At 68.7% G+C, this 25199-nt stretch carries 24 protein-coding genes and 6 pseudogenes; 16 read left to right on the forward strand and 14 right to left on the reverse strand.

The features are described from left to right. Positions 1-111 precede the first annotated feature (111 nt). Both ACMTAK_RS51230 and ACMTAK_RS51235 read left to right on the forward strand, forming a co-directional pair. Positions 112-1302 (forward strand): IS110 family RNA-guided transposase, encoded by a 1191-nt coding sequence (locus tag ACMTAK_RS51230; RefSeq protein WP_413812792.1) that lies wholly within the window; start codon positions 112-114, stop codon positions 1300-1302. A 454-nt stretch (positions 1303-1756) separates the two neighbouring features. Next, positions 1757-2197, forward strand: a complete 441-nt coding sequence (locus ACMTAK_RS51235) for a TIGR03618 family F420-dependent PPOX class oxidoreductase (RefSeq protein WP_413812552.1) — start codon at positions 1757-1759, stop codon at positions 2195-2197. 60 nt (positions 2198-2257) lie between these two features. Here ACMTAK_RS51235 and ACMTAK_RS51240 read toward each other — a convergent pair whose 3' ends face one another. Both ACMTAK_RS51240 and ACMTAK_RS51245 read right to left on the reverse strand, forming a co-directional pair. Further along, positions 2258-2623: a winged helix-turn-helix transcriptional regulator gene (locus ACMTAK_RS51240; RefSeq protein WP_413812553.1), complete on the reverse strand. Its 366-nt coding sequence runs from the start codon at positions 2621-2623 to the stop codon at positions 2258-2260. Then, positions 2620-2742, reverse strand: coding sequence for a hypothetical protein (locus ACMTAK_RS51245; RefSeq protein WP_413812554.1), 123 nt, complete (start codon positions 2740-2742; stop codon positions 2620-2622). The genes ACMTAK_RS51240 and ACMTAK_RS51245 overlap by 4 nt, the downstream gene beginning before the upstream one ends. A 276-nt stretch (positions 2743-3018) precedes the next feature. On the opposite strand from ACMTAK_RS51245, the gene ACMTAK_RS51250 reads away from it, so the two are divergent. After that, positions 3019-3843 carry an IS5 family transposase gene (locus ACMTAK_RS51250; RefSeq protein WP_413812555.1) on the forward strand — a complete coding sequence of 275 codons (825 nt, stop codon included), beginning with the start codon at positions 3019-3021 and terminating at the stop codon, positions 3841-3843. 420 nt (positions 3844-4263) lie between these two features. On the opposite strand, the gene ACMTAK_RS51255 is transcribed toward ACMTAK_RS51250, so the two are convergent. Together ACMTAK_RS51255 and ACMTAK_RS51260 are read right to left on the reverse strand one after the other, a co-directional pair. Then, entirely contained in the window at positions 4264-4764 is a 501-nt protein-coding gene (locus ACMTAK_RS51255; RefSeq protein WP_413812556.1) for a hypothetical protein, read from the reverse strand. 570 nt (positions 4765-5334) lie between these two features. Continuing rightward, positions 5335-5457 carry a hypothetical protein gene (locus ACMTAK_RS51260; RefSeq protein WP_413812557.1) on the reverse strand — a complete coding sequence of 41 codons (123 nt, stop codon included), beginning with the start codon at positions 5455-5457 and terminating at the stop codon, positions 5335-5337. 289 nt (positions 5458-5746) lie between these two features. Between ACMTAK_RS51260 and ACMTAK_RS51265 the strand changes: the two genes are divergently transcribed. Beyond that, complete coding sequence (locus ACMTAK_RS51265) at positions 5747-6112, forward strand: hypothetical protein (protein WP_413813245.1); 366 nt, start codon at positions 5747-5749, stop codon at positions 6110-6112. A gap of 28 nt (positions 6113-6140) precedes the next feature. Here the strand turns inward: ACMTAK_RS51265 and ACMTAK_RS51270 are convergent, their stop codons facing one another. Further along, a complete protein-coding gene (locus ACMTAK_RS51270) occupies positions 6141-6278 on the reverse strand; it encodes a hypothetical protein (RefSeq protein WP_413812558.1) in 138 nt (45 codons plus the stop codon). A gap of 841 nt (positions 6279-7119) precedes the next feature. Here ACMTAK_RS51270 and ACMTAK_RS51275 point away from each other — a divergent pair. From ACMTAK_RS51275 to ACMTAK_RS51295, 5 genes and pseudogenes are all read left to right on the forward strand, one after another. Further along, complete coding sequence (locus tag ACMTAK_RS51275) at positions 7120-7764, forward strand: dihydrofolate reductase family protein (protein WP_413812559.1); 645 nt, start codon at positions 7120-7122, stop codon at positions 7762-7764. Positions 7765-8443: 679 nt separating this feature from the next. Continuing rightward, positions 8444-9261: pseudogene (locus ACMTAK_RS51280) on the forward strand (sensor histidine kinase); the annotation flags it as partial. Between the two features lie 98 nt (positions 9262-9359). Further along, positions 9360-9902, forward strand: coding sequence for a hypothetical protein (locus ACMTAK_RS51285; protein ID WP_413812560.1), 543 nt, complete (start codon positions 9360-9362; stop codon positions 9900-9902). A gap of 25 nt (positions 9903-9927) precedes the next feature. Then, positions 9928-10740 (forward strand): SMP-30/gluconolactonase/LRE family protein, encoded by an 813-nt coding sequence (locus ACMTAK_RS51290; RefSeq protein WP_413812561.1) that lies wholly within the window; start codon positions 9928-9930, stop codon positions 10738-10740. Further along, the gene (locus ACMTAK_RS51295) at positions 10734-10865 is read left to right on the forward strand and encodes a hypothetical protein (protein ID WP_413812562.1); all 132 of its coding nucleotides are present in this window, start codon (positions 10734-10736) and stop codon (positions 10863-10865) included. Before ACMTAK_RS51290 ends, ACMTAK_RS51295 begins: the two co-directional genes overlap by 7 nt. 223 nt (positions 10866-11088) lie before the next feature. Here ACMTAK_RS51295 and ACMTAK_RS51300 read toward each other — a convergent pair whose 3' ends face one another. The 3 genes and pseudogenes from ACMTAK_RS51300 to ACMTAK_RS51310 all read right to left on the reverse strand — a co-directional run. Further along, the gene (locus ACMTAK_RS51300; RefSeq protein WP_413812563.1) at positions 11089-11496 is read right to left on the reverse strand and encodes a hypothetical protein; all 408 of its coding nucleotides are present in this window, start codon (positions 11494-11496) and stop codon (positions 11089-11091) included. Between the two features lie 460 nt (positions 11497-11956). Then, complete coding sequence (locus tag ACMTAK_RS51305; RefSeq protein ID WP_413812564.1) at positions 11957-13360, reverse strand: DUF7507 domain-containing protein; 1404 nt, start codon at positions 13358-13360, stop codon at positions 11957-11959. A gap of 487 nt (positions 13361-13847) precedes the next feature. Next, positions 13848-13981: pseudogene (locus ACMTAK_RS51310) on the reverse strand (IS5 family transposase); the annotation flags it as partial. Positions 13982-14432: 451 nt separating this feature from the next. Here ACMTAK_RS51310 and ACMTAK_RS51315 point away from each other — a divergent pair. Both ACMTAK_RS51315 and ACMTAK_RS51320 read left to right on the forward strand, forming a co-directional pair. Then, positions 14433-15365 (forward strand): annotated as a pseudogene (locus ACMTAK_RS51315) (MFS transporter). An 84-nt stretch (positions 15366-15449) separates the two neighbouring features. Then, positions 15450-16244, forward strand: a complete 795-nt coding sequence (locus ACMTAK_RS51320; protein WP_413812565.1) for a nucleotidyltransferase domain-containing protein — start codon at positions 15450-15452, stop codon at positions 16242-16244. A gap of 189 nt (positions 16245-16433) precedes the next feature. On the opposite strand, the gene ACMTAK_RS51325 is transcribed toward ACMTAK_RS51320, so the two are convergent. Continuing rightward, positions 16434-16577: a hypothetical protein gene (locus ACMTAK_RS51325; protein WP_413812566.1), complete on the reverse strand. Its 144-nt coding sequence runs from the start codon at positions 16575-16577 to the stop codon at positions 16434-16436. 211 nt (positions 16578-16788) lie between these two features. Between ACMTAK_RS51325 and ACMTAK_RS51330 the strand changes: the two genes are divergently transcribed. Beyond that, a complete protein-coding gene (locus ACMTAK_RS51330) occupies positions 16789-17352 on the forward strand; it encodes a cysteine hydrolase family protein (protein WP_413812567.1) in 564 nt (187 codons plus the stop codon). A gap of 76 nt (positions 17353-17428) precedes the next feature. Here ACMTAK_RS51330 and ACMTAK_RS51335 read toward each other — a convergent pair. The 3 genes and pseudogenes from ACMTAK_RS51335 to ACMTAK_RS51345 all read right to left on the reverse strand — a co-directional run. After that, positions 17429-17691, reverse strand: a pseudogene (locus tag ACMTAK_RS51335) (transposase); the annotation flags it as partial. A 35-nt stretch (positions 17692-17726) separates the two neighbouring features. Further along, a pseudogene (locus tag ACMTAK_RS51340) lies at positions 17727-19237 on the reverse strand (AMP-binding protein); the annotation flags it as partial. Between the two features lie 125 nt (positions 19238-19362). Then, positions 19363-20223 carry a helix-turn-helix transcriptional regulator gene (locus ACMTAK_RS51345; RefSeq protein WP_413812568.1) on the reverse strand — a complete coding sequence of 287 codons (861 nt, stop codon included), beginning with the start codon at positions 20221-20223 and terminating at the stop codon, positions 19363-19365. A 127-nt stretch (positions 20224-20350) separates the two neighbouring features. Here ACMTAK_RS51345 and ACMTAK_RS51350 point away from each other — a divergent pair, with 127 nt between their 5' ends. Beyond that, positions 20351-21346 carry an aldo/keto reductase gene (locus ACMTAK_RS51350; RefSeq protein WP_413812569.1) on the forward strand — a complete coding sequence of 332 codons (996 nt, stop codon included), beginning with the start codon at positions 20351-20353 and terminating at the stop codon, positions 21344-21346. A gap of 718 nt (positions 21347-22064) precedes the next feature. Further along, positions 22065-22825, forward strand: a pseudogene (locus tag ACMTAK_RS51355) (flavodoxin family protein). 64 nt (positions 22826-22889) lie between these two features. On the opposite strand, the gene ACMTAK_RS51360 reads toward ACMTAK_RS51355, so the two are convergent. Next, positions 22890-23045, reverse strand: a complete 156-nt coding sequence (locus ACMTAK_RS51360) for a hypothetical protein (RefSeq protein ID WP_413812570.1) — start codon at positions 23043-23045, stop codon at positions 22890-22892. 88 nt (positions 23046-23133) lie between these two features. Next, on the reverse strand, positions 23134-23562 hold the full coding sequence (locus tag ACMTAK_RS51365; protein ID WP_413812571.1) for a MarR family winged helix-turn-helix transcriptional regulator: 429 nt from the start codon (positions 23560-23562) through the stop codon (positions 23134-23136). A 130-nt stretch (positions 23563-23692) separates the two neighbouring features. Between ACMTAK_RS51365 and ACMTAK_RS51370 the strand changes: the two genes are divergently transcribed. Together ACMTAK_RS51370 and ACMTAK_RS51375 are read left to right on the forward strand one after the other, a co-directional pair. Beyond that, a complete protein-coding gene (locus ACMTAK_RS51370; RefSeq protein ID WP_413812572.1) occupies positions 23693-24583 on the forward strand; it encodes an MBL fold metallo-hydrolase in 891 nt (296 codons plus the stop codon). A gap of 336 nt (positions 24584-24919) precedes the next feature. Continuing rightward, entirely contained in the window at positions 24920-25198 is a 279-nt protein-coding gene (locus tag ACMTAK_RS51375; RefSeq protein ID WP_413812573.1) for a hypothetical protein, read from the forward strand. Position 25199 lies beyond the last annotated feature (1 nt).

Here is a 25199-nt window from a genome sequence, read left to right on the forward strand (position 1 = left end):
CCCGCGACGACTCGACCGCCAATTGGGAGATGCGACTTTGATCGCTGCTGTAGGACAACGTCGGCGAGGTCGTCTGTGGGATCGATATACGACGAGCTGGCGGAGGGGAACGTGCCCGAGATCTGGGCCGGAGTGGACATCGGCAAGACGCATCACCATGCGGTGGTGATCAACGCGGAGGGCAAGCGTCTGCTGTCCCGCCGAGTCCAGAACGACGAGGCCGAGCTCCTCGCTCTGATCGGCGACGTCCTGGAGATATCGCGGGATGTGCTGTGGGCGGTGGACCTCAACCATGGTGGTGCCGCGCTGCTGATCGGCCTGCTGATCAGCCATGGCCAGCCGGTCGCCTACCTCACCGGCCTGGCGGTCCACCGTGCTTCTGCCACCTACCGCGGCGAGGGCAAGACGGACGCGAAGGACGCCTTCGTCATCGCCGACCAGGCTCGCGTTCGCCGTGACCTCGGCCTGCTGAGGCCCGGCGACGAGATCGCCGTCGACCTGCGCACCCTGACTACCCGTCGGCTGGACGCAGTCTTCGACCGCACTCGCCAGATCAACCGCCTGCGTGCCCAACTCCTGGAAATCTTCCCTGCCTTGGAGCGGTCCTTGGAGCTGACGAACCACGGTCCGGTGGTGCTGCTGACCGGCTTCCAGACCCCGGCGGCGATCCGTCGTGCGGGCGTGAACCGGATCGAGACGTGGCTGAAGAACCACAAGGTCCGAGGTGCCGCCGCACTGGCGAAGACGGCGGTGGAGGCCGCCCGGGCTCAGCACACCGCGCTCCCTGGCGAGAAGCTGGCCGCCGCCATGGTGGTCCGCCTCGCGAACGGGGTGATGGACCTCGATGAGGAGATCGCCGAGCTCGACGCCCTGATCGAGGCTCGGTTTCGCGAGCATCCGCACGCCGAGGTGATCCGTAGCCTGCCCGGCATGGGGACCAAGCTCGCCGCAGAGTTCATCGCCGCGACCGGCGGAGACATGGACGCCTTCGCCAGCTCCGACCGCCTGGCCGGCTTCGCCGGCCTGGCCCCCAGGCCCCGCGACTCCGGCCGCGTCAGCGGCAACATGCGCAGACCCCGGCGCTATCACCGCGGGCTGCTGAGAACTATGTACCTGTCCGCGATGGTCAGCCTTCGATGCTGCCCCGCCTCCAAGGCGTACTACGACCGGAAGCGGAACGAGGGCAAGGGGCACAAGCAGGCGCTGCTGGCCCTCGCACGCCGACGCCTCAACGTTCTGTGGGCGATGATCCGTGACGGAGAGTGCTTTCATGCTTCACCTCCCGTCACGGGAGCAGCTTGACAACACGATTGGGAAGTTCCTTGAGGTGGAAGGTGCGTCGCGGAGGACGACGAGCGACAGAGGTAAGTTCGGTTTATGGACCTACCCACGTGGCCCACGATAGCAAGGTGAGTCCAGAAAGCGAATTGACTACTCCGGGGGTGCGCGGTGACGGCTGCCGCGCCGGTCACGGAGAGCGATTGGGGGGCGCGGCGTCGGCGGGGCGAGCGGCGCCCAGCCCACCCACAGGGGGATTCGGCCTGCCGCTGCGAGCGGCCGGCGCGTGCATTCGGCGGCTCGCAGGGGGTGATCACGCGATCCGGCCCCGGGGGCGGCGCGGGCGTCACAGCGCACCTCAGCGCGCATGCGGTGGACTACCGGGCGGGCTTCGTCGGTCGCCTGGCGGTCGGCCCGTCCGGTCCGGTCTAGACTCCGGGCAAGTCCATTATTCGAACCAACCTAGGGGTGAGTCGCTGTGTCGACACTGGAGGATTTCGCGGATCTGCTCCGCACCGAGCGCGGTCTCGCAACGGTGACGACGCTCCGGGCGGGCGGAGGCGTGCACGCGTCCGTCGTCAACCAGGGCGTCCTCCGGCATCCGGCGACCGGCGAGGACGTGGTGGGGTTCGTCACATACGGCAAGGTCAAGCTCGCCAACCTGCGCGAGCGGCCCCGTCTCGCGGCGACCGTGCGGTCCGGCTGGCGGTGGGTGACGGTCGAAGGGCTTGCTGAGATCGCCGGACCGGATGATCCGCATCCTGACATCGCCGGCGACGGCCTGCGCTCGCTGCTCCGCGACATCTACGCGGCAGCGGCAGGCGGCGAGCACGAGGACTGGGACACCTACGACCGCGTCATGGCGCACGAGCACCGCGCGGCCGTGCTCGTACGGCCGGAGCGCGTCTACGGCGTCTGAGTCGCCGGTTCGCCGCGACAGCGGAACCGTGCCCGTGCCTCGCGGGCGATCGCGACGACCCTACGCGCCCGGCATCCCGTCCGGTACGGCGTTCCCGCCTGCGTATCGTTCTCCCCACGTGTGAAGCGCGGCGAGGACGGGGGCGAGTTCGCCGCCGCTGGCGGTGAGAAGGTACTCGTCGCGGGGAGGGCGGTCGCAGTAGCGGCGGCGTTCGATGACGCAGGCCTCCTCCAGCTTGCGCAGGCGCAGGGCGAGCGTCTCCCGGGGGGCACCCGTGTTGACCTGAATATCCTTGAAGCGATGGACCCCGAGACCGATCTCCCGCAGGATGAGCAGACTCCAGCGTTCTCCGACGATCTCAAGCGCATCGGCAATGGGGCAGACGCGGGGCGCCCCCAGATTCATCGATTCGAATTCCTGACTCACTTGTCCAGCATAGCGCCGCCGCCGACACCGCCTTCCACCAAAATCGTCGCCGGCAGCGGATCACCGCACTCCCGGCAGTACCGGCGAGCCGTCCCGCCATCCACCACGAACCAGATCATCCAGTCGCACACACCTCACGACCAGAGTCAAAAACACTCACTTAGAGGTTGTTTTCGCCTTGAATGCCCTGGTGCCTGCCGATTTTCGCAGCACGGGGTTGTGGTGGTGCGGAGGTTGTTGATGAGTTTGGTACCTGATGGACAGGGGGGGTGACAAGTGGGGCGGGAGGTGGCCTGTGCCTGTCTCATCCCAAGAAGCCGGGCTTTGTGCTGTGTGCTTCCGTCGTCGTTGCCGTGCGCCTGGGCGCACTCGGTCCGGAGCGGTACGTCAGGAGCATGCCTGCGCGACGCCCCTATCCGAGTGATCTGTCCGATGCCCGCTGGGAGTTGATCGAGCCGGTGCTGTCCGCCTGGCGCTTCGAGCGTCGCGGCAGGGCCCTGGACGTCGGCCGGCCACCCGAACACGACCTGCGCGAGATCATGAACGCGATCTTGTATGTGGACCGCACCGGCGTCCAGTGGCGCTACCTTCCGCACTTCCCGCACTGGAACACGGTCTACGGCTACTTCGCCAAGTGGGCGACAGACGGCGTCTTCGCCCAGCTCAACGGCCTGCTCAGGCAACTCCTGCGGCAGAAAGAAGGGCGGGACGCCGAACCTTCGGCCTGCGTGATCGACGCGCAGAGCGTCAAGACGTCCACCAGCGTCCCGGCCTCCAGTCAGGGAACCGACGCCGGGAAGAAGATCGTCGGACGGAAGCGGAGCATCGTCATCGACACGATCGGCCTCCTGCTCGCGGTGCTGGTCACCGCGGCCGGCGTGCAGGACTCCGTGGCCGGCACCCGGCTCCTGGACCAGGTGACCGCCGACCACCCTGGCATCCGGAAGGTGTGGGTCGATGGCGGCTACGGCCAACACCTCGTCGAGCACGCCGCCACCCTCGGCATCGACATGGAAATCACCGCCCGCACCCCCGGGATCAGCGGCTTCACCCCGATCCCGAAACGGTGGGCGGTCGAACGAACCTACGGCTGGCTGATGCTCCACCGACGTCTTGCCCGCGACTACGAAACCCTTCCCGGACGCTCCGAAGCCATGGTCCACCTCGCCATGACCGACCTCATGACTCGCCGCCTGACCGGCGAAGCCACCATCTCCTGACGCGACCCGAAAACCGTCACTAAGCAACCAATTCCGGGATGAAACACTGGGAGAAAACGACCTCTCAGCGTTCGGCGGGGGATCGAGGGGAGTGGCCATGCCGCTCTAGGTACCGCACCGCCCGGGCTCGCACGCGGACGCGGCCGGTCACCTCACCAGAATGGCTGAGGAGCAGGTTCGACCTCGAGGTACCCGCGTCAGGCGACGCGGGGGGCGGTTCACCGCGCAACAGGCGCGCCGCGAGCCCGACACGGCTGGGTGGCGCTCACACGGATCGCCGAACGGCGTGAGCCTCTGGCCGCCGCGAGGGCCGGACACCAGTATGGCCGCAGCACTGGCCACCGACGCGGAGGTCGCCTGACTCAGATGTGTTGCCGCGAGAGGGGCCGCTACCGTTCGGGTGAGCGGCCCCGAGCGGCGTCAGGAAGAGATGACGGCACCGTTGGGGACGGCGTCCAACACGACCGCGCTCACGGTGACGATCTTGTCCCAGTCGAAGGAGTACTTGTCGAACACCGCTGCGCTGGTGATCCCGCGCTTGACGCCGTTGCTGACAAGGTAAACGGTGGCGGAGGAGGGGGACTTGGCCAACATGGCACCGTCCGACAGGTTGCCGCCGTCGTCGATGCTGTCGATGTCGATCACGTTCTGAATTCCGTCCCAGCTGCGGAACAGATTGAAGTATGTGGCCTCGTTGGGGATGCCGCGGCGCTTGCCGTCGAGGACCAGGTAGACGGCAGCGCTGTTCACCGTCTTGATGCGGTAACCGTTGAGTTCCGGATGTTCGCCCTGGACCTGTGCGGACGAGCCCTGAGCAGCGGATGCTGCTCCGGCGGCGTGTGCCGCGGGGGATGCGACGAGTCCGAGCAGAGCGGCCACTACCAGGCTGACCGCGCCGAGTAAGGCACGTCTTCGGGTCATGTGTCCTCCAAACAATCGGGAGAGTATCCGGACCGGGGCGAGGACCGCCGCCGATCCCGGTCACACAGGTGAACGACGGAGGGGGATCTGGCGGATAATCCTCACGCATCGGATGCTGCGGGGAAAGGCCAATGCGAGTCACACTCGATGCCGCACTGCGGGCAAGGCCCGCGCAGCCCTGCGCGCCGCGATGCAGACGGCGAGGAACCGCGGCGACCAGCCACGAATGTCAGCGCAGGACCGATCCGGTCGACGGGATGGTCCGTGAGACGGCAGACTCAGGGACGGACGGATAGGGCAGCATGAGCGCACAGCCGATTCACCCGCACACGGAGCCGGACCCGGTGTCGCGGCCAGAAGACCCGAGTCGCGATACCCCTCGCACAGGGATTCGGAGGGTACGGACACATCGTGGCTGGCCAGGCATACCCAGTGGCCGCCTGTAAGGCCCAGGGTGGAGGTCGGCGAGCCGACTCCTTCCTGGCAGCCGTACAGGCGGGCTCCCGCTCCGGCTCCCGGCTGAAGACTCCGGAGGGTGTGCCGCTGAGCACCCCTGTGAGCCGGGCACTGTCACCCTGCGGACAGAGGCAGGGTGCACCAGGCATTCTTCGGGCTGGGCACCGCATCGAGTTCCTGCGAACACTGTTCCGCATTACGGTCGTTGGTCACGGCCACTTCGAACTTGGTTGTCATGATTACTGAGGTTGAACTCGCCGTGTCCCTGGGCTCGTGACGGTCTTGATCGTTGTGGCAGGCGGTCCTGATGCGGTATGCGCTGTACGTGGGCTGACGCCCAAGGAGGCGGTCCAGCCCCGGCCGTGTGGCTGGGCGTCCAATCGCCGGACAGTCGGCCGACAGCGCCGAGATTGAGGCGGCTGCTTAAACGGGGGCCTGGGCCGGAAAAGATCACCCGCAAGCTTCAGGGGCAGTGGAGACTGTGAGGCAGTTCTCCCCGATGTGATCAGGAGCCTCAGTGAACGACATGGAATTCGCCGAAGCTGTGGAGACAGTCCTGCGGGACCTCCAGGTGCAGTGCGCGGTGCAACCAGACATACGTTCGGATGACAGGATCGGGATCACGCTCTGGGCCCCGGACGGTTCAGGCCAAGGCCTGACCTCACATCCGGATGGCACCGCTGCAGAGTTGCTCGTGCACCTGGCAGATCAGGTCCAGGACTGGGCGGTGGAGGCACTATGGTCTGAAGGTGCATCGGCGGTCTGGCCACAGTGCCCGACGCACCCGGACACGCATCCGCTGACGGCGACTGTCCGCACGGACGTGGCGGTGTGGGTATGCCCGAAGGAGAGAATGACGGTGGCGCGGATCGGCGAACTGAAGACCCATTAGAGCAGGCGGGGCCTGCGGCCGGCGACAATCACGGCACGCCGTGCAGCGGCTGTGGGGGCGGTTGCCGTACGTGGGTGATGTCGTCGATCTCCTGCCGGTTCTCTTCGATCGTCTTGTTCACGATGTCGGCAGGGAAGCCGATCAGAAGGACCAGTGCGGAGGCCACCCACCAGCGTTGTGGCTACGCTGCGCAGGCCCCACGGCACCTCGGAAGGCTTGGGGATCGCCGAGAACACTGGCGAGGTGCCGGCGGCAGGCGATGGAGCATCGGCGGGGGCTGCCGTCCTGCTGGCGGCGATCGGGTAGCTCATCAACGTGTCCTGCCGGCAGTCAAGCGCGATCTGGCGCCGCCCCTGTCGGGTGTTCGCGGGGACGGTGAACTCGGCTGTGACGTACCCCAGCCCTCCCTGTGAGGTCAGCGTGGTCGCCAGTGCGCGCCCATCCAACCGGACCTGGCCGCCGGAGCATTTATGGGCGGCGCCCTGGCCGAGCCCTTCGAGGTCGAGCGTGGTGGTCCCGGCCCTGGTCCAGGACTTGCCGTCGGCAGACCGGCATTCCACGACCACGGTGTGCGATCCGCCCCGGTCGCCGTCCGAGATGTTCGGATATTGAAAGCACCCCCGGGCCCTGGACGCCGGCCTGCGCTGGCGCAATGCCCACGCGCACCATCCCGACGCGGTTCACTGCACAGTGCACGGGACCCGTCCGGTGCGCAGCGAGAAGGATATCCGCGGGGGTGGACGCCCCTTCAAGTCATGGCCTGATGGGCCGGGGCTGCTCCCGGGCCCCCGGGCGGGGGCGCCGTCCGCGTGTCTCTTGCCGGCTGGACGCCGCACCCTCCGGGGCGCCGGGGTGCCGCCGAACGACGCTGGTGACCTGTTGTGCCGGGCGCACCTCGGGGGAAAAGGGCTACGGGTCGCTGTCGATGCGGCCATGTCCCGTTCGACGCCCTGGTGTGGGGCGGCATCTCGCCACACGAGGATGCGACAGGACCGGTGAGGAAACACGTGGATCAGCTGCTGAGAGTCATGAACTTCAACGTCTCAAGTGAGGGAATCGGTGCGGGTGAGCACCAGAGCCTCGAGAGCCCGTTCGGTTACGCCAATCCCGAAAGGCTGTTCGCCTGGGCCGGTGCCACGGCGAGCTGGCCCATGCGCACCGATCCCGGAGGGAGCCGCGGCCTCGACGACTACTTCACGCGGGACTTCGCACACAACGTCGGCGCCGAGATCATGGGCCGCAACAAGTTCGGCCCACAGCGCGGCCCCTGGCACGACCATGACTGGCGCGGCTGGTGGGGCGAGGAGCCCCCGTTCCACACCCCGGTGTTCGTCATGACCCATCACCAGCGTCCCTCGTTCACGCTGTCCGACACCACATTCCACTTCGTCGACGGTGACCCGGTCACGGTCTTGGAGCGGGCACGGGCGGCAGCGCGGGGCAAGGACGTCCGACTCGGCGGCGGGGTCACGACCATCCGGCAGTTCCTTGAAGCCGACCTCGTCGACACCATGCACGTGGCGGTCTCGCCGGTGAAGCTCGGATCCGGCCTCCGTCTGTGGGAGTCGCCCGATGAACTGCTGGACCAGTTCCATCTCGAGGTCGTGCCCAGCCGAAGTGGTGTGACGCATCACCTGTTCTGGCGAAAATGATGCGGGGCCCACCTTGGGGATCTCAGCACAGTCGATGCGAGTGTTTCCGCACATGAACGCGTAGGTGTGGGCGAGTTGCCGAGACCGGCCGCGGTACTCGCCCACAGCCAGCCGCATGAGCAGCAGGGCTGCCTGGCCGCCGTATCGCCCGATGAGCAGCACCCAACTGAACAGGTCCGGATACGGCCCGCCGTGAACGGAAGGCCGGACGCCTGGCCACAACAGGAACACCCCCGGGGGCCACGGCCCGCCCGAGCACCCCCCACGGCCGAAACGCCGACCGGCAGCGGGCCGCTGGGACGGCCCGCTGCCCCGCGTCACCGGCCGGACCCGGCACGAGAGCGGTGAACGTCTCGTCCTGCGGAAGCCATGGGACTGGCAGGTCAGGGTCTGTCCGGTGCTGCGGGTCCGACTGCGGGACCGGCCGATTCACCCTTCCCGCCCCCGCCCACGCTGCCCGCCCGTCGACAAGCGAAGAGACACGGCTCAGCCGCCGACCGCCGGCACTCACCGCCGGCTGTCAGCTGTGCAACCACGGCCGGTGGCCATCGTGCAGACGGTCGGGTGGTCAGGTGGTGGTCTCCTGAACAGCCCGGCCCGCGCCGCTGGATAGGGTCGGGCCGCGGACCCCACCACCAGACACCCCGACGACACACACGCCGGACAAGCGCGGGGCGAGCTGTCACCTCGCACGGCCCGGACGCTGTGGTGGGGTCGGCCGCTGTGGTGCTCGCCGTGCTGGGCACCTCGGTACTCGTCGCCGGCACCGAACACGGCCGACGACTCCCCGCAGCCGTGGCCGTAGTCCTGGTCCTCGCGCAGACCGGTGCCCTGAAATGGCAGACAGGCGCCCCGGTCACCGTCCTGGCCGTGAACGCGGCGACGGGGCCGGCGGTGTGGGCGCTGCTGCCCGCGGTGACCTTGACCGGGGCCCTGCTTGCAGCGCAGGTCACCTTGTGCGTGCTCTCGGCCACCAGACCACGCCGGATCTCGGTACGGGCACTCGCGGCGATGTGCCTGCCGGTGCCGCCGGCCTTCGCGGCCGGCGGCCCCGCAGGCCTGGCGGTCTATCTCCTGACCGTGGCCCTGGGCTGGACCGCGGGCCAGTGGCGCAGGGCACGGCAGGCACGCACCAGGGCGGAGATGCGCCGGGCCGTGGTGGAGGAACGCGCCCGGATCGCGCGCGAGGTGCACGACGTCGTGGCACACACCCTGTCGGTGGTGATCATCCAGGCGGGCGCCGCCGACGACGTGTTCGCCCATCAGTCCGAACAGGCCCGCCAGGCCCTGCGCGCCATCGAGACATCCGCCCGCTCCGCGCTCGGCGAACTATGCCTGCTGCTCCGTGCGTTCCGGCCCGGTACGGGGGAGGACGGGCCAGGGGAGGACGGGACGGGGGAGCAGCGGGAACCGGGACTCTGGCTCGCGCGCCTGGAGGAACTGGCCGACACCATGCGCGCGACCGGGATGACCGTCCACATCCACCGCGAGGGCACCCTTCTGGCGAGTCGCATCGAGGCCCCTGGAACCTGCGCGAGGGCTCCAACTCCCTCATCCGGATGCACCACCGTGCTCCCCCTGCCACCATCAGGACCGTGACGGAGACACAGGCAGCGCTGTACGCCGCAGCGGTTGGCGCGCTCTCTGCGCTCGTAGTCGGGTGCATAGCCGGTTGGGCAGCGCTCCGGCAGGTAGAAAAGACCGCAGAAGCTCAACGAAAACAAGCCGACTGGCAGCTTCGCAGCGAGGACTACGCCAACTTCATCCGCGTCATGTTTCGTTTCCGCGCTTCCGTAGGCCATGCTGCGGAGGCGTCGCAGCTCTCTGCCGATCTCGCGAACGAGGTGCGCGCTCTATACGCGGATCTCGCCAACGTCGCAGCAACGCTCAGTATGCGCATCGCCGCAGCTCCCGCGATGGACGCCATGATGGGCTTGGTGAACTGCGCCTATGCTCTGCACTCGCGGGTCACCGACCGCAGACAGCTCTACCTGCCCTCACGTGATGCCTCGATGGATCGATTGCTCGAACAATTCGAGAAGGCGGAATTGGCTGTACGTAAAGCCTTTCGGGACGATCTGTGGGGAGGGCAGCCTCTGCGGAACAGCAGAACCGGGGGAACTTCGACCGATCCTTAGCACTGGTCCCCCTCGCCCGTCCGCCGTGGCGGCTGTCGCCCTGGCCGCGGCCACGGCCTCGGCGCTCAGCCAGGCTCCGGCCTCGGCCGTCTCCGCGCCGCTGAGCAGCGCGCGGATCGCCGCGCACTCCGACTTGGCCAGGGGGCAGATGCCGGAGAACCTTGCTCTGGCACCGGGCGGCCGCGCGTACGTCACCTTCGCCAAGGGCCGTCAGGTCGCCGAGGGCTCCCTCCGGGGCACTGTCCGGATCCCGGCCACCCTGCCCAGGCCCGCCGACGGCGGTGTCCACACTCCAGCCATGGGCTTCCCGCTGGCCGCCGGCATCGTCCGGGCCCACGACGGAACCTTGTCCTTCCTGTACGCCACCGGCACCGCCGACCTGACCGGCTTATGGCGGATGCGCCCCGGCGGCCGGCCGGAGCGGATCGCCACGCTGCCGGCGGACGGTCTGCCCAACGGTCTGGTGCTGGATGCGCGCACCCACACCCTCTATGTCGCCGACTCCGTGCTCGGCGCCATCTGGACGGTGCCCACCACTGGCGGCACCCCGACCGCCCGGTCCACCGCCCCCGAACTGGCCCCCACCGGCTTCCTCGGCGCCAACGGCCTGAAGACCCACAACGGCGGGTCTGGGCCACCAATCTCGACCAGGGCACCATCTTGCGCATCCCCGTCCTCCGGGACGGAGGTACGGGCGGAATCCAGACTCGGGCCAGCGGTATGCCGGGGATCGACGACTTCGCCTTCACTTGCCGTGGCGACCGGCTCCTGGCCGCCCTGGACGGACCGGACGACGTCGCGCTCGACCAGCCCGACGGCAGCCATTCCACCGTGCTGAATTCGGTGGACGGTTTGCAGAACCCCACGTCCATCGCCCTGCGTGGCGAAACGGTCTACGTGCTGAGCGCCGGCTGGAGCATCGCCGAGGACCCCAACCTGATCCTCGCCCACCTGGCCAGGTAGGGCCGCGGGCACAAGCACGGGCCCAGGCGAAACACACCCGGCCCGGACCGACGGGTTCCGTCGGTCCGGGCCGACCGGTCACACGGCCCTCCGCGCCTCCGGCAACCGCGCCGCGCGGAGGGGTTCACCATGCGGGTCTCAACTCCTGGTCGGATCCGCTTATCGAAGATCGGCTTGGTCTTCTCGGCCAGGTATGGGTCCGTGTCCGCCGGCAGCCCGTAGGTCAGGGCTTGACGAAGGAGGCACACTTCAGATCGTTCAGATCATGGTCGTCGAGACAGACCATGACCAGGTCGGCTCCGCCGTCGGTGTCTGCGGGGACGGTGAAGTCGTAGGTCGTGGCGCGGTCGCACACGAAGCCCATGCCTTTGGAACCCAGTCTGTTCCTGGCGATGTCGAAGGTATAGACCCAGGTGGCCCGGCAGTCGTCCGCGCTCGGGGAGGAGTGTTCCCCGGTCACGGTGACGGACCGGTCGTTCCAGGTCACCACACCCCTCGTATAGGTGGTCGCGTCGGAGATGTCGAATGAGGCGGTGGGGGCGGCCGTCCGTGCGGCGGCTCCGGAGGGGGCGAGGAGCATTCCGGCGGCCACAACCGTGACACAGAGACCTGCGGCGGTCTGCGTACGCATACTGTCTCCCGCTGCTGAGGAAGGGCAGGTGGTGGGCGATTGAGCTGATTCGGCCCGTTCAGTCTCCCGGTGGAGAAGTTGTCGCGACCATGACGTATTGCGCCATCCTCCGCCTCTCCTTCGAACGGCGGCCGGCGCATGCCAAGGACCGGGCCGGCCCGGGAGGCGCGATCGGCGTCCGCGCTGGCGGCCGTCACTCGGCACTCGCCAGATCACTCCGCCCAGCGACCGCTCCGCGACCACAACCCCCACGTCGCCACCGGATCACGCTCGGCAACACACCGGCCGGAACGCCGAGGAACCTGCGACCCCTTGACACCGCGAGTCTCCTGGGGTGCCGGCCATCGCTACCCAAGCGGGTACGCCGCGTCTTTGGCCGCAGTGCGTTCCGGCACCGTGCCCCCGACCGTGTCGCGTGGCCGGGGGGTGGCGGAGTCCGCGTGGTGTGTTCCTGGGTGGGTTACTTGCGGGGGGAGCAGGGGTCGCAGCAGGAGGGGGCGGGTTCGACGCAGATGGTGACGGTGTCGGTGTTGTTGGTGGGGTCGGGGTCCTTTTCGTTGCCGGCGGCGGTGGCGGTGTTGGTGATCCGGCCGGTCTTGGTGGCCTTGGCCCGCAGTACGAGGGTGGCCGTGGCGCCGTCGGCCAGGTCGCCCACGGTCCACTGCCCGGTGGCCGGATCGTGGCTTCCGGGGGTGCCGTCGGCGGACAGGAAGGTGAGACCGTCGGGGAGTTGGTCGGTGACAATGACGCCGGTGGCCTGGTTCGGGCCGGTGTTGTGGACGGTGACGCGGTAGGTCACGGTCTGGCCGACGGTGACGGTGGTCGCGTCGGCCGCCTTCGTCACGGTCAGGTCGGCAGCGGGCTTGACCTCCGTAACCTGTTCGTTGGACGTGGCCGTCAGGGGTTCGGGCGTGTCGCCGAGCCGGTTCTCATAGGTGGCGGTGGCGGTGTTGCTGATCTGCTTGCCGGCGGCGGCCAGGTCGATGGTGGCCCGGTACTCCACCGTGGTCCCCGGCGGGAGCGTCCCGGTGTTGGGCAGGCTGCCGCCCTCCACGCCGGAAGCGCCGTTGCCGAGATGGAAGACGACCTGGTTCGCCTGGGCGTCGTAGTACGCCTGGTCGTCACCCTTCGCGTCACTCTTCGCTCCGGCGTTCGGGCCGTCGACGATGCGCAGGGAACTGGGCAGATAGGTCGTGCCCTGCGGGATGGCGTCGGTCAGGATGAGGTTCTCGGCCCCGCCGCCGCCCTCGTTCTTGGCGGTGATGCGGTAGGTGACGGTGTCGCCCACCTCCAGGGGCCCTGCGGGAATGGCGGTCTTGGCGAGCGTCAGGTTGGGAGCGGTGCCGAAGAAGATGCCGTCCAGGAAGTTGCCGATGCTGCGGTTGCCGCCGGCGGCGGAGACGGAACGGAAGGCGAAGCGCGTCAGTGACTGGCCGTCCGGGACGGTGTAGGTGCCTGTGTAGTAACCCCAGGCGGTGTTGCCGTCGGTGAAGCGCCTCTGCTCCACCGTGGAGCCGGGCGTGCCGATGTCCAGCGCCATGGTGTCCTCGCCCTGGCGGCCACGGTGATACAGCCGCCAGTACAGCTTCGTGCCGGGCGTGGTCGGCAGATCCTGGTAGAGCGTGGAGACCTGGTTCGCGTTGAGCTCGGCGAACTGGACGCCCTGGGCCGCCGGCACACCGCTGAAGCCCGACCGCCACAGCTCGATCTTGTGGTCGGAGGCGGTGGTGAGCCAGGCCGGGACCCGCTTGGCCGCCTGCGTCTGTGAGGCGTCCGGCAGAATCTCCACACCGGTTACGGCGGGCTCTTCGAAACTGCCGTTGGCCAGGGCGACCCGGAGCGGAGCAGCGGGAGGTGTGGTCATGGTGATGTCCCTCGAGTCGATGCTGCTGGAATGCACCGCCGGGCCGTGACGGAGCCGAAACAGCCAGTAGCACAACGCGTTCATGTGAACACGTAAAGTGATTAGCGAATGAGTCCGGCCAACCCTCCGCAGCACGTTTGCGCACCCCACCCCTGAGCGCCCCCGCCCCGCCGTCCCCACACGCCGCCGGTGGCACACCCCTCCCACCACACACCCCTCCCCACTCTCGCCCACCACACCGGTCATGGCCGAAAGCGCCCGTCGCACTACCCGCGCTCACCCCCGCGCAGGGTGAATCAGCCACCAGCGAAGTTGACGCTCCCGGCACTCCCGAGCCGACTCACCTCGGCGAGCGTGGCGCCGGCCGTGACCGTGCCGACGTGGCGCTGCTCCCGGATCCACCGGGTGTCGACTGCGCTTCGAGGGGGATGTCGGCCAGCACCGACTCCACATCGTCTTCGTCGCCCTCACCGTCGCCGTCCACGGCCAGGTCGTGTTCGGGTGGCCGGCCGACGTCCAGGGCCCTGCCGCGACGCTCGAAGCGCCAGGCGGACAGCACCGGCTCGATCAACTCCCAGCGGGCATCGGACAGATCATCCGATAGGGGCGTCGCGCAGGCATGCTCCTGACGTACCGCTCCGGACCGAGTGCGCCCAGGCGCACGGCAACGACGACGGAAGCACACAGCGCAAAGCCCGGCTTCTTGGGATGAGACAGGCACAGGCCACCTCCCGCCCCACTTGTCACCCCACCTGTCCATCAGGTACCAAACTCATCAACAATCTCCGCACCACCACAACCCCGTGCTGCGAAAATCGGCAGACACCAGGGCATTCAAGGTGAAAACGACCTCTCAGTAGGTGTTTTCGAACCCGAGGTGACTGGGCGATCCCGAGTTCTGTTGAGCCCGCCCACGTCTGGATGAATTCGGTTGTGGCGTAACCGGTGAGCCCGGTGAGGTACCTCCATGGACGGGGTCACGAAGCAGGCACAACGAGGGAGCTCAGGAAGAGACCGTGCGGTCACGGGACAACCGGTCCCATGGCACGCTCTGGCGGTGCTCGTGGCCCTGATGCTGGCTGCCTTCACCTTCAACACCGCGGAGAACCTGCCAGTCGGCCTCTTGGAGCTCATTTCCGAAAGCCTTCGGGTGTCCCTGTCAGCGGTCGGTCTCCTGGTCACCGGTTACGGCGTGACGGTGGCCGTCGCGTCTGTGCCGCTCGCCCACTTCGTTCGGGCTGTGCCCCGACGTCATGTGCTCACGGGACTGCTGGCCGCGCTCGTCGTGTCCAGTCTGGTTGCGGCGCTGTCGACTTCCTACTGGCTGCTCCTTGTGGCGCGGCTGCTGACGGCGCTCGCCCAGGCGCTGTTCTGGGCCGTGATGGGGCCGGTCGCGGTGGGCCTGTTCGCGCCCGAGGTCGGTGGGCGTGTGGTCGGGGCGTTGTCCGTCGCTGGTTCGCTGGCCCTGGTGCTTGGTGTTCCTGCCGGAACCTGGCTGGGCCAGCAGAGCGACTGGCAGGTGCCCGTCGCCACGTGAGCGGGTTCTCCCCGAACACGGTCAGCGCCCTGTTCGTGGCTTTCGGTGTTGCGTGTCTGGCCGGGGGTGAGTATCACCGGTGCGTTGCTCGACCGCTTTCCGCAGTCCGCGCTGACCACGGCCGTAGCCACGCAGGCAGTGGGCATGCTGGGCCTGTACTCGGCTGGCACCAATCGGGTGGCGGCGGCGGTGTTCCTGGCGCTCATGGGCGGTGCGCTCGGGCCGGTGTTCATGACCACCCAGAACGCGATGCTGCACTGCGCACCGGGCCGCACCGATATCGCACTGGCAGCCAACTCCGGTTCATACAACGCCGGCATGGCGGCGGGCGCCGCGCTCGGGGGACTGATTCTGCCGCTGGCCGACGTGCGGGACACCTTCCTGGCCGGTGGGCTGCTGACCGTCGGGGCTTGCGCGGTGCTGCTCGGCGAGCGGCTGCAGGGTTACAAGTCGAGGTCCGCCAAGTAGAACCGGCGTCAATGCGCGGTTGGCGGTGTCCCGTCAGGCTGAGTGTTACGTTGATCCGCTTTGCTCCGATCGGAAGGAAAGCAGATGGACGTCCCCTCCTTGCACAGCCGGTTCCTCAGCGACGCACTACCCCGGATCCGGCAGGATGCGCGCGTGGTCGGCGTGGCGATCACCGGGTCGATCGTGGGAGGCCGCCCCGATGTCTACTCGGACGTGGACCTGATCCTGGTCATCGATGACGAGGCGTACGAAGCGGTCATGCGGGAGCGGCTCGTGCTGATCGGCTCCTGGGCCTCCCTGGTGGCCGGGTTCACCGGGGAGCATGTCGGCGAGCCGCGCCTGATCATCACGCTCGTCGGGCCGCCCCTCCTGCACGTCGACTTCAAGTTCGGCCAGGTCTCCGACTTCGCCGAGCGGAACGAGGACCCGGAGATCCTGTGGGACCGGGACGGCCTCCTGGCCAGCGCCCTCGCCCAGCAGCCGCCGGTCACTCCGGCGCTCGACCTCCAGTGGATCGAGGACCGGTTCTGGATCTGGGTGCACTACGGCGCGACGAAGCTCGGCCGCGGGGAACTGTTCGAGACCATCGGCTTCCTCACCTACCTGCGCGAGACCGTGCTCGGCCCCCTGGCCGCCCGCCGGGTGGGCGCGATCCCCCGCGGTGTACGCCACTTGGAGACCACCGCGCCCGAAGAGGCGCGCGACCTTCAGGCAACGCTGTGCGGCTACGACCGCCACGAAGCCGGACGGGCGCTCCTCGCCAGCGTCGATCTCTACCGCCGATGGTCCGACGCCGGTGGAACGATCGTTGAACGGCGCCACAACGCCGAGAAGCTCGCCGTGCAGTACCTCCACGACGTCATCGAGCAAGGCTGCTGACTGAAGCGGGCACACACAGCCGACTGAAGTACCTCGCCGCCCTTGTCGGCTCAGGTTCTCCATCCCGTCCCGGTACGCCTGATGGATGGCGCCAACACCCCTCCTCACCTTTGGCCATGCCTTCCCCGGCCCACCTCACCCCGGTCAATGATCCAGCCACCCCGGGAGCGACGCCGAGGCATGGCTCTTTCAGGCTGCCGATCCGGCTGCGCCGTCCGCCGCCGATCGGGCGGTTTCCGCACCGGGCGCGGTGCAGGGGTCGGGCACCGGGGCCGCGGTGGCGAGGTCGAGGTGGGAATTCATGTCCAGCTCGAACCGGCCGTAGGGGTTCACGTGGGTGGCTTCGTAGCTGACGGGCGACACCGCTTGTCACCGAATCTGGACAGCACTTGGTGATCACAGGGCAAGAAAATATCGATGAGGACTGACACCGGTCATGGGCGCACTGCGGCGCGACGCTGATGAGGATCTCCGAAACCTCCACCGCGGTTCGGTTGGTCCACCAGACTTGCTCCTGTTTCCCAACGGAGAAGGGACGGCAAGGATGGCGAACAGCGCACTTCTGGTGATGGACGTCCAGCGGGACGTCGTGGCCATCGCCGACGACGGTTCTGGGTATCTGCCGCGCTTGCGCAGGGCGATCGACGGTGCCCGGGCTGCCGGCATCCCCGTGATCTACGTGGTGATGGGGTTGCGGCCGGGCGATCCGGAAGTCAGCCCCCGCAACAAGGTGATGACAAATGCCGTGCGGGCCGGCCTGTTCACCGAGGGTGCCCCTGGCACCGAGATCCATGACGACGTCGCGCCCCAGCAGGGCGACGTCGTGGTCACCAAGAGGCGGGGGAGCGCGTTCTCGGGCAGCGACCTCGACCTGGTACTCAGGGCTCGCGATATCGACAGCCTTGTTCTCACCGGCATCGCCACCAGCGCTGTAGTGCTGTCCACCCTGTGGCACGCCATCGACCTGGACTTCGGCCTCACCGTCCTGGCGGATGCCTGCCTCGACACCGACCCCGAGGTGCACCGGATGCTCACCGAAAAGCTGTTCCCGCAGTGGGCAGACGTCGTCGCCGTCGAGGACTGGCTCAAAGCCATCGCACCGCAATAGCGGGAGGCCGCCCGGGCCCTCGCATGCGGGGCAGGGCGGCACTCCCGCTGGCCGGATAAAGCCACCGGTCGCTCGTTCAGCAGGATGTCTTTGCGTCGACGGTGTGCTTCTTCGTCCAGATGTCGGTGCGGGGGCTTTTGCGGGTGAGGCGTCGGGTCATCATGGTGATGAGTGCCCAGTTCAGGTGTGCTTCGGAGTGCTGGGGCAGGCGTTCGTAGTCGCGCGCGTTGCGGCGTGCGTTCATGTACCAGCCGATCGTGCGTTCGACTTCCAGCGGCGGGGCAGGACGACGAAGCCTTTGGTGCCTTTCGGCCTGGAGACGATGCGCAGGCGGCGGTTCCACCACCCACCCAGGTGCTGCCGACGAAGAACGCTCACTCAGAGCGCGGCACGGGCCGCAGCGCGTCCAGCACCGACGGATCCTCGATCGTCGACGGCACTGGTTCATCGCGCCCGTCGGCGATTCCGCGCATCGTCTTGCGCAGGATCTATCCCGACCGGGTCTTGGGCAGCGCCTCCACGACCGGGACGGCCCGGAACGCGGCGACCGGGCCGATCTCCCGGCGTACCGCCGCGACCAGCTCCTCGCGCAGGTCTTCGTCGCTGATGTCGGCGCCCGCCTTGAGCACCACGAAGCCCCGGGGCAGCTGGCCCTTGAGCTCGTCGTGCACCCCGATCACCGCACACTCGGCGACGGCCGGATGCGCCGCGAGCACCGCTTCCATCGCACCGGTGGACAATCGGTGCCCCGCGACGTTGATCACGTCGTCGGTGCGGCCCATGACGAACAGATAGCCGTCCGCGTCGCGGTACCCGGAGTCACCGGTCAAGTAGTAGCCGTCGTACCGGGACAGATACGCCTCGATGAACCGAACCGCTGGTCGTCACCCCACAGCGTGGGAAGCGCGCCGGGTGGCAGCGGAAGCCGGATCGCGATCACGCCTTCCTGGCCCGCGGGCAGTTCGGCACCGCCCTGGTCCAGGACGCGCATATCCCAGCCGGGAACCGGCACCATGGCCGACCCGGGCTTGACCGGCATCGGCTCCAGCCCGTGGAGGTTGGCCGCGATCGGCCAGCCGGTCTCGGTCTGCCACCAATGGTCGATGACCGGTGTGCCGAGGTGCCGGTGCGCCCAGTGGTAGGTCTCGCGGTCGAGCCGCTCCCCGGCCAGGAAGAGGGTGCGGAACGACGGCAGGTCGCACTTCCTCGGCTCGGCGGCCTCCGAGTCGAGTCTTTTGATCGCCCGCAATGCCGTGGGAGCGGTGAACAGCGCCTTCACACCGTGGTCGCTGATCACCCGCCAGAACGCCCCGGCATCCGGGGTGCGCACCGGCTTGCCCTCGTACAGCACGGTGGTCGCACCGATCAGCAGCGGCGCGTAGACGATGTACGAGTGACCGACCACCCAGCCGACGTCGGATGCGGTCCACCAGACGTCGCCCGGCCCGATGTCATAGAACGCAGCCATCGACCACGCCAGTGCGACCGCATGGCCGCCGTTGTCGCGGACGACGCCCTTCGGCCTGCCGGTGGTACCGGAGGTGTACAGCACATACAGCGGGTCGGTCGCCGCCACCGGGACCGGACCGACCGGCTCGGCACGGACGACGAGATCCGCCCAGTCCACGTAACGCTCGCCGAGCCGCGCTCGCGCCCGGTCACGCTGCAGGATGACGGCCTTGTCCGGCTGATGGGTGGTCACGCCGAGCGCCGCCTCGACGATGGGCTGGTACTCCACGACCCGTGCCGGCTCGATCCCACAGGACGCCGCGACGATCACGGCCGGTTCGGCGTCCTCGATACGGGCGGCCAGCTCCTTGGGAGCGAAGCCGCCGAAGACCACCGAGTGCACTTCCGACCACGCGGCCGGTACGTTGGCGGCCACCGGTTCCCCCCGGTTGACGCGGACCCGTAAGGCGGCCGCCCCGCAATCCCGCAGTTCAGGGACGGAACGGCCACTCCGCCGACCTGACCGCCGAATACCGAGCCGGTGCCCGATGGCCGACCGCCTCACCGTACCGTCGGGCCCGTTGCTCCCGTGGGGAATTCCTCGATACCGATGACCCGCAGCAGCTCCAGCCGCTCGCGGGCCTCGGCGTCCGCCGGGGTGAGCACCAGCAGGTGCTGGCCCTGGTCGGGAGTGACCAGGGTCTCGCAGTCCATCAGCAGGCGGCCGACCCGCGGGTGCAGCAAGGTCTTGCGGTCGGCGCGCCGGACCGCCACCTGGTGCTCGGCCCAGATCCGGCGGAAGTCGGCGCTCGCCGCCTGCAACCGGTCGACGAGTCCGGCGGCGATGGAGTCGCCGGTCCGGCGGCCGGCGGCCGCACGCAGGTCGGCCACGAGCTGGCGGGCGTGGCGTTCCTGTTCTTCGAGCGGGGCGACGGCGCGGGCTGCGGGGTCGGTGAACCAGCGGTATGCGACGTAGCGGCGGTCGCCGGAGAAGGCGGTGTGGTCGCCCGTGAGCAGGAGGGCGGCCCGGTTCTGGGCGAGGACCTCGCCCAGGTCGGACAGGACCAGGGCGGGGGTGTCGCCGAGCAGGTCGAGCATGCGGATCAGTCCGGCACGGGCCAGGCGGGCCACTCCGTCGGCGGGTGGGGGCTGGTGGCCGGCCAGGTGGAACAGGTGGTCACGCTCGTCGTCGGACAGGCGCAGCGCCCGGGCCAGCGCGCCGAGCAGATGGACCGAGGGCTGGCTGCTGCGGCCCTGTTCGAGGCGTACGACGTAGTCCACTGACATGCCGGCGAGCGTGGCCACCTCTTCCCGGCGCAGGCCGGTGGTACGGCGGCGGGGGCCGTCGGCGATGCCGACCTCGGCCGGGCGCATCGCCTCACGGCGGCGGCGCAGGAAGTCGGCGAGCTGGTCACGTTGCATGGCCTCATGGTCCCTCGCGGCGGGCAAGCCGATCCAGGGAGCGGCTCTCCCAGGATGAACGCTCCGCTCCCTTGCCTCGCGGCGCGGGCGCACAGTGGCTGGCAGATCGACAACGAAGGAGAATGCGATGCAGACACGAACCCTGGGCAGCACCGGCCCGGCCGTTTCCGCGCTGGGGCTGGGTGCGATGGGTATGTCGGGCGCTTACGGCGCGGCCGACCGCGCGGAGAGTATCGCCACCGTGCACGCCGCGCTGGAGACCGGTGTCACTCTGATCGACACCGGCGACTTCTACGCGATGGGCCACAACGAACTGCTGATCGCCGAGGCGCTGCGCGGCCGGGATCGGGACAGCTACCAGCTGAGCGTGAAGTTCGGCATGCTGCGGGGGCCGGGCCCGGAGTTCGGTGGGACGGACGGCCGGCCCGAGGCGGTCAAGAACTTCCTGGCCTACTCGCTGACCCGGCTGGGCACCGACCACATCGACATCTACCGTCCCGCTCGGCTGGACCCGGCGGTACCGATCGAGGAGTCGGTGGGGGCGATCAAGGAGATGATCGACGCCGGGTACGTCCGCCACCTCGGCCTCTCGGAGGTCGACGCGGCGACGATCCGCCGGGCGCATGCCGTGCACCCGGTCGCCGATCTGCAGATCGAGTACTCGCTGATCTCCCGCGCGGTGGAGGCGGACATTCTGCCTACCCTTCGGGAGCTCGGCATCGGCCTGACCGCGTACGGCGTCCTCAGCCGCGGCCTCATCTCCGGGCACTGGTCCGCCGGCCGCACCGCCGGGCCCGGCGACAGCCGCGGGTTCACCCCGCGATTCTCGAGCGGGAACGTGGAACACAACCTCGCCCTCGTGGAGGCACTACGCCGGGTCGCCGACGCGAAGGGATGTACAGTCGCCCAACTGGCCATCGCCTGGGTGGCCGCACAGGGTGACGACATCGTGCCGCTGGTCGGCGCTCGAACCCGCGAGCGGCTGGCCGAGGCGCTGCCCGCGATGGAGCTGAACCTCACCGCGGACGACCTCGCCGAGATCGAGAAGGCGGTGCCGCCGGGTGCGGCGCGCGGCGACCGGTATCCGTCCGCGTTCATGTCCAGCCTCGGCGCCGGCAACTGAGTCCGCCTCTCACCCTGCCAACGATGACCAGCCGGTTGTCGTGCAGGTCGCCCGGAGCGATATCACGCCGGCCGACGGCAGGACCTGTACGTCGTCCACTCCAGTCGATGCAGGTCAGGGCATCGCTCCGGACTAACTTCCGTGTCAAAGGACACGGGCCGTGCCGACCGGTCAACGGCGCCTTCGACGGCGTGCGCGCTGGCCTTCGCCCACCCCGGACAGTCCGTCCCGCCCCTGACCTGGCCGGCTATCGGGCGACCCTCACCTGTGGTGCCCGTCGGCAGGTCAGACGCCCTATGGGTGGGGAGATCCACCGAGCAGGTCTGAGGTCACCTCCAAGCAGGAGGGTGGTCGCTTTCAACGAGCGCCATCAAGCCTGCTCGCGAGTTACGGGTCGGTCGGCTTCCGTTTGCGAGGAGCCCGCACAACCGGCAGCCCACCGGTGCTGTCCGTGGCATGGGGTGTACGTCTCTGTGCGTGCTGAATCTGGGGGGAGGTGCCGTCGCGGCTGCGCTTCTTTCCTCCGCCGGGACCGCGCAACGGCGGGAGGGCCTTCGGGTCGATGCCGTTGGCCTTGAGACGCTCCGGATGGACACCATTGCGCGGCCGGTCAAATCACGCGTGAAATGAGTCGTGAGGAGACGAACGGTGATTGTCGTGAGTTGCTGCTGAGTCTGGTCCGGCCCGCGGGGTCAGCAGTCCGGTATGAGGAGCCTCCATGGCAGCGTCGCCGTCCGCCGCCGCCCGGACCGGTGACGTGTACGGCTTCGATGACCTGACCACTGTGTACGCCAACTGCACGCTCAGACCGTCTGGGGCAGCAGGGCAGTACCGAGGGGCTGGCCGACGGAAGTCGCGCGATCATGGATACGCACGGCGTGACCACAGACGGGTTCCGGGCCGTCGGCCACGATATCGCGACGGGCATCTACCGGACATGACCGGACACGGCTTCGCCACCGATGCCTGGCCGAGGCTGTACGAGCGGGTGATGGCGGCGGACATCCTGGTGCTGGCGGGGCCGATCTGGCTCGGCGGCGACAGCTCGGTGGCCGAGCGGGTGATCGAACGTCTCTGGGCCTGCTCGAGTCTGCTCGACGACAAGGGCCGGTACGCCTGTTACGGACGCGTCGGCGGCTGTCTGATCACCGGCAACGAGGACGGTGTGAGGCACTGCGCGGTGAGCGTCCTCGACCTCCAGCGCTTCGGCTACACCTTCCCGACGCGGGCTGCCGCGGGCTGCCGCGGGCTGCCGCGGGCCGGGTCGGCGCGGCGGGACCGGGACCGTGGTACCTGGGCCCGGATCCGGGCGGCCCGGAGAACGACTTCACCAACCGCGACACCGCCTTCATGACCTGGAACCTGATGCATCTGGGGGCCGTCCTCGAGGGTGCCAACGGCATCCCCGCACACGGCAACCAGCGCTCCGGGTGGGAAGGGGGGTGCCGCTTGGGCTACCCCGGCCCCGACTACCGCTGAGGTTGCCGGGGATCTCTTTGAGGGGGCCGCCGGCCGGCCCGGCCTCTCGAGGAGAATCGGTGCCTCACGCGGGTGTCCGGTACCCGCCGAGGATCCCCTCCGCAATGCGGGCGTCCTCGGCCTCGGCCTTCAGCGCTTCGTCGATCACCCGCCGCGGGCTTCCGCCCGGGATCACGACCGCGCCGCTGGCGCCGGGGTGAACGTAGTCCCCGGGGACCATGCATACGCCGCCTACTTCCGAGCCATTGCCAACGGTTGTGGATCGGTTGAGGTGGCGCGGCCGGCCATCTCCTTTTGTCGGCGTCAGCTTATGGACGGATGATGGCCTGCTCGAGCAGGTCCTGAAGGACGTGCTGCTGCTGGGGGGTGAGGCCGGCCAGCGGCGAGTCCTGCGCGAGGAGTTCGAGGAGCCGTTCGCGGAGGGCAGTGCCCTCAGCGCTGAGGACGAGGTGCTTGGCTCGGCGGTCGGTGGGATGCGCGCGGCGCTCGACCAAGCCCTGTTTCTCGAGCTTATCGACGACGAAGGTGGCGTTGGAGGGCTCGCAGCTCATGCGCTCGGCGAGCTCCCGCATCGTCATCGGCCCGGTCATCTCCCGCAGCGCGGTCGCCTGGGCTGCCGTCAGGCCAAGGGTGACAGCGCGTTCGCGTACGTGATCCGCGATCTGCTGGGCCAGTCCGTTCACCAGACCGCACAGCTCTCGCTCGGCGATGGCTTGCGGTTCCGGGGGCGTCGTCATGCATCCCACCCTAGCAAGTCCATCAAGCCAGAATAATTAGAGCTTGAATGTTTCTAGCTTGATGCTTATGGTGGCGTGGTCGTCGCCGGGAGACGCGGCGACGAGCCGACACCGAATGGGGAGAGGGACCATGGTGATGAACTCCGCGGTTGACCAGAGCGAGCGGCTGCGGCGGCCTGCGGGTATCCGCTCGGTATGGCTGGGCGACACGAGGGTGTCCTTCGTGCCGGACGGGGACGTGCGGCTCCCGCCGCGCGGTTGGCTCCCGGACACCACCGACGAGGTGTGGGCCGGACACCCGGACTACCTGGACGCCTCCGGCCACCTCGTGGCAAGCATCGGCGCCCTGCTGGTGGAGAACGGCGATCGCGCGCTGCTGATCGACGCCGGGTTCGGGCCGCAGACGCTGCCGCCCGACCTGGGCACCCCCCGTGGCGTCATCCACGGGGGTGCGCTCTTGGACAACCTGGCCGAACTCGGCCGCAGGCCGGAAGAGATCGAGGCAGTGGCGTTCACGCACCTGCACCCCGATCACCTCGGCTGGGCCTGGCACTCCGCCCCGGGTGGTGACCGGACCGCCTTCGCCCACGCCGACTACCTGGTGTCCGAGCCGGAATGGGCCCAGCGAGACCTCCTGGCGGCGCACGGCATGGCCGAGGAGGTCACCGGCCTGGCACCGTATGTGCGCACGGTGACGGGCGGTCAGGAGATCTTCCCCGGTGTGCGAGTCCGGATCACCGCCGGTCACACGGCCGGGCATGCCGAGTACGTCATCACCTCGGGCAGGCGGCGGTTGATCGCCTTCGGCGACGCCCTGCACTCACCGATCCAGGTCGACCACCCCGAATGGTCTGCGGCCGTCGACCACGACCCGGTTCGGTCCGCCGACCACCGTCGCCGTCTCGTCGCCGAGCTGGAAGAGCCCGACACAATCGGCTTCGGCATCCACTTCGCCGACGTCGTGTTCGGGCAGGTCCGGCGGGACGGCAACGGTCCCGCCTGGCGCCCCCTGGACACCTGACCCGCCGGGGACGACCGGTGACAACGACGATCGCGTGCGGGCTCCCCGTCACATCGCGCGCCAGTACTGGCTGGGCATCGTCGCGGCCGCGCTGGCCACAACGGTCACGGGGCGCCACCCTCATCGCCGCCACCGCCGCCTGCACCGGAGCTACAGCCATGAGTGCCGGAGCGTTAGTGTCCCGACGCCTCAATGTGGATTTCAAGAAGTCGTGTGCGGATGTCGGTTTACACCACGATTTCCCGGCCGCCGGCACCCGCGAAGAGGTCAACGACGTTGCCGAAGCCCCTGGTCAGACTGAGTGGAGGACTCACGATCGACGGCCGCGTCCGGCCCTTGGGCGACCTCACCGTGCACGTCGCCCGCGATGGGCTGAACGTTCGGCGCCGCCGCTGGCCCGACACCGCCAACCCTCACTTGCTGATCAACAAGTTCACCGCGCTGGGCACCGGCCCGGTCAGCCAGGTCTCCCTCACCACATCGCTTCGCAGTCAGGCAGCCACACTGGAACAGCTCCGCGTCGACCGCCGGCTCGAAGAAGCCCTCGTCCGCGGTCCCGATCCGCTCCACCTCGCCGAGGTCTTCGGTCTCGATGAGAAGGCGGTGAGGCCGTGAG

This window comes from Streptomyces lacaronensis (assembly GCF_047337785.1).
Lineage (GTDB): Bacteria > Actinomycetota > Actinomycetes > Streptomycetales > Streptomycetaceae > Streptomyces > Streptomyces lycopersici.

Coding starts and splice junctions, on each gene's coding strand:
- ACMTAK_RS51305 (WP_413812564.1), bottom strand. CDS start 13,360: ATGACCACACCTCCCGCTGCTCCGCTCCGGGTCGCCCTGGCCAACGGC.
- ACMTAK_RS51255 (WP_413812556.1), bottom strand. CDS start 4,764: ATGACCCGAAGACGTGCCTTACTCGGCGCGGTCAGCCTGGTAGTGGCC.
- ACMTAK_RS51265 (WP_413813245.1), top strand. CDS start 5,747: ATGGAATTCGCCGAAGCTGTGGAGACAGTCCTGCGGGACCTCCAGGTG.
- ACMTAK_RS51345 (WP_413812568.1), bottom strand. CDS start 20,223: ATGCAACGTGACCAGCTCGCCGACTTCCTGCGCCGCCGCCGTGAGGCG.
- ACMTAK_RS51370 (WP_413812572.1), top strand. CDS start 23,693: ATGGTGATGAACTCCGCGGTTGACCAGAGCGAGCGGCTGCGGCGGCCT.
- ACMTAK_RS51350 (WP_413812569.1), top strand. CDS start 20,351: ATGCAGACACGAACCCTGGGCAGCACCGGCCCGGCCGTTTCCGCGCTG.
- ACMTAK_RS51300 (WP_413812563.1), bottom strand. CDS start 11,496: ATGCGTACGCAGACCGCCGCAGGTCTCTGTGTCACGGTTGTGGCCGCC.
- ACMTAK_RS51250 (WP_413812555.1), top strand. CDS start 3,019: ATGCCTGCGCGACGCCCCTATCCGAGTGATCTGTCCGATGCCCGCTGG.
- ACMTAK_RS51365 (WP_413812571.1), bottom strand. CDS start 23,562: ATGACGACGCCCCCGGAACCGCAAGCCATCGCCGAGCGAGAGCTGTGC.
- ACMTAK_RS51260 (WP_413812557.1), bottom strand. CDS start 5,457: ATGACAACCAAGTTCGAAGTGGCCGTGACCAACGACCGTAATGCGGAA.
- ACMTAK_RS51330 (WP_413812567.1), top strand. CDS start 16,789: ATGGCGAACAGCGCACTTCTGGTGATGGACGTCCAGCGGGACGTCGTG.
- ACMTAK_RS51320 (WP_413812565.1), top strand. CDS start 15,450: ATGGACGTCCCCTCCTTGCACAGCCGGTTCCTCAGCGACGCACTACCC.
- ACMTAK_RS51360 (WP_413812570.1), bottom strand. CDS start 23,045: ATGGTCCCCGGGGACTACGTTCACCCCGGCGCCAGCGGCGCGGTCGTG.
- ACMTAK_RS51245 (WP_413812554.1), bottom strand. CDS start 2,742: ATGATCTGGTTCGTGGTGGATGGCGGGACGGCTCGCCGGTACTGCCGG.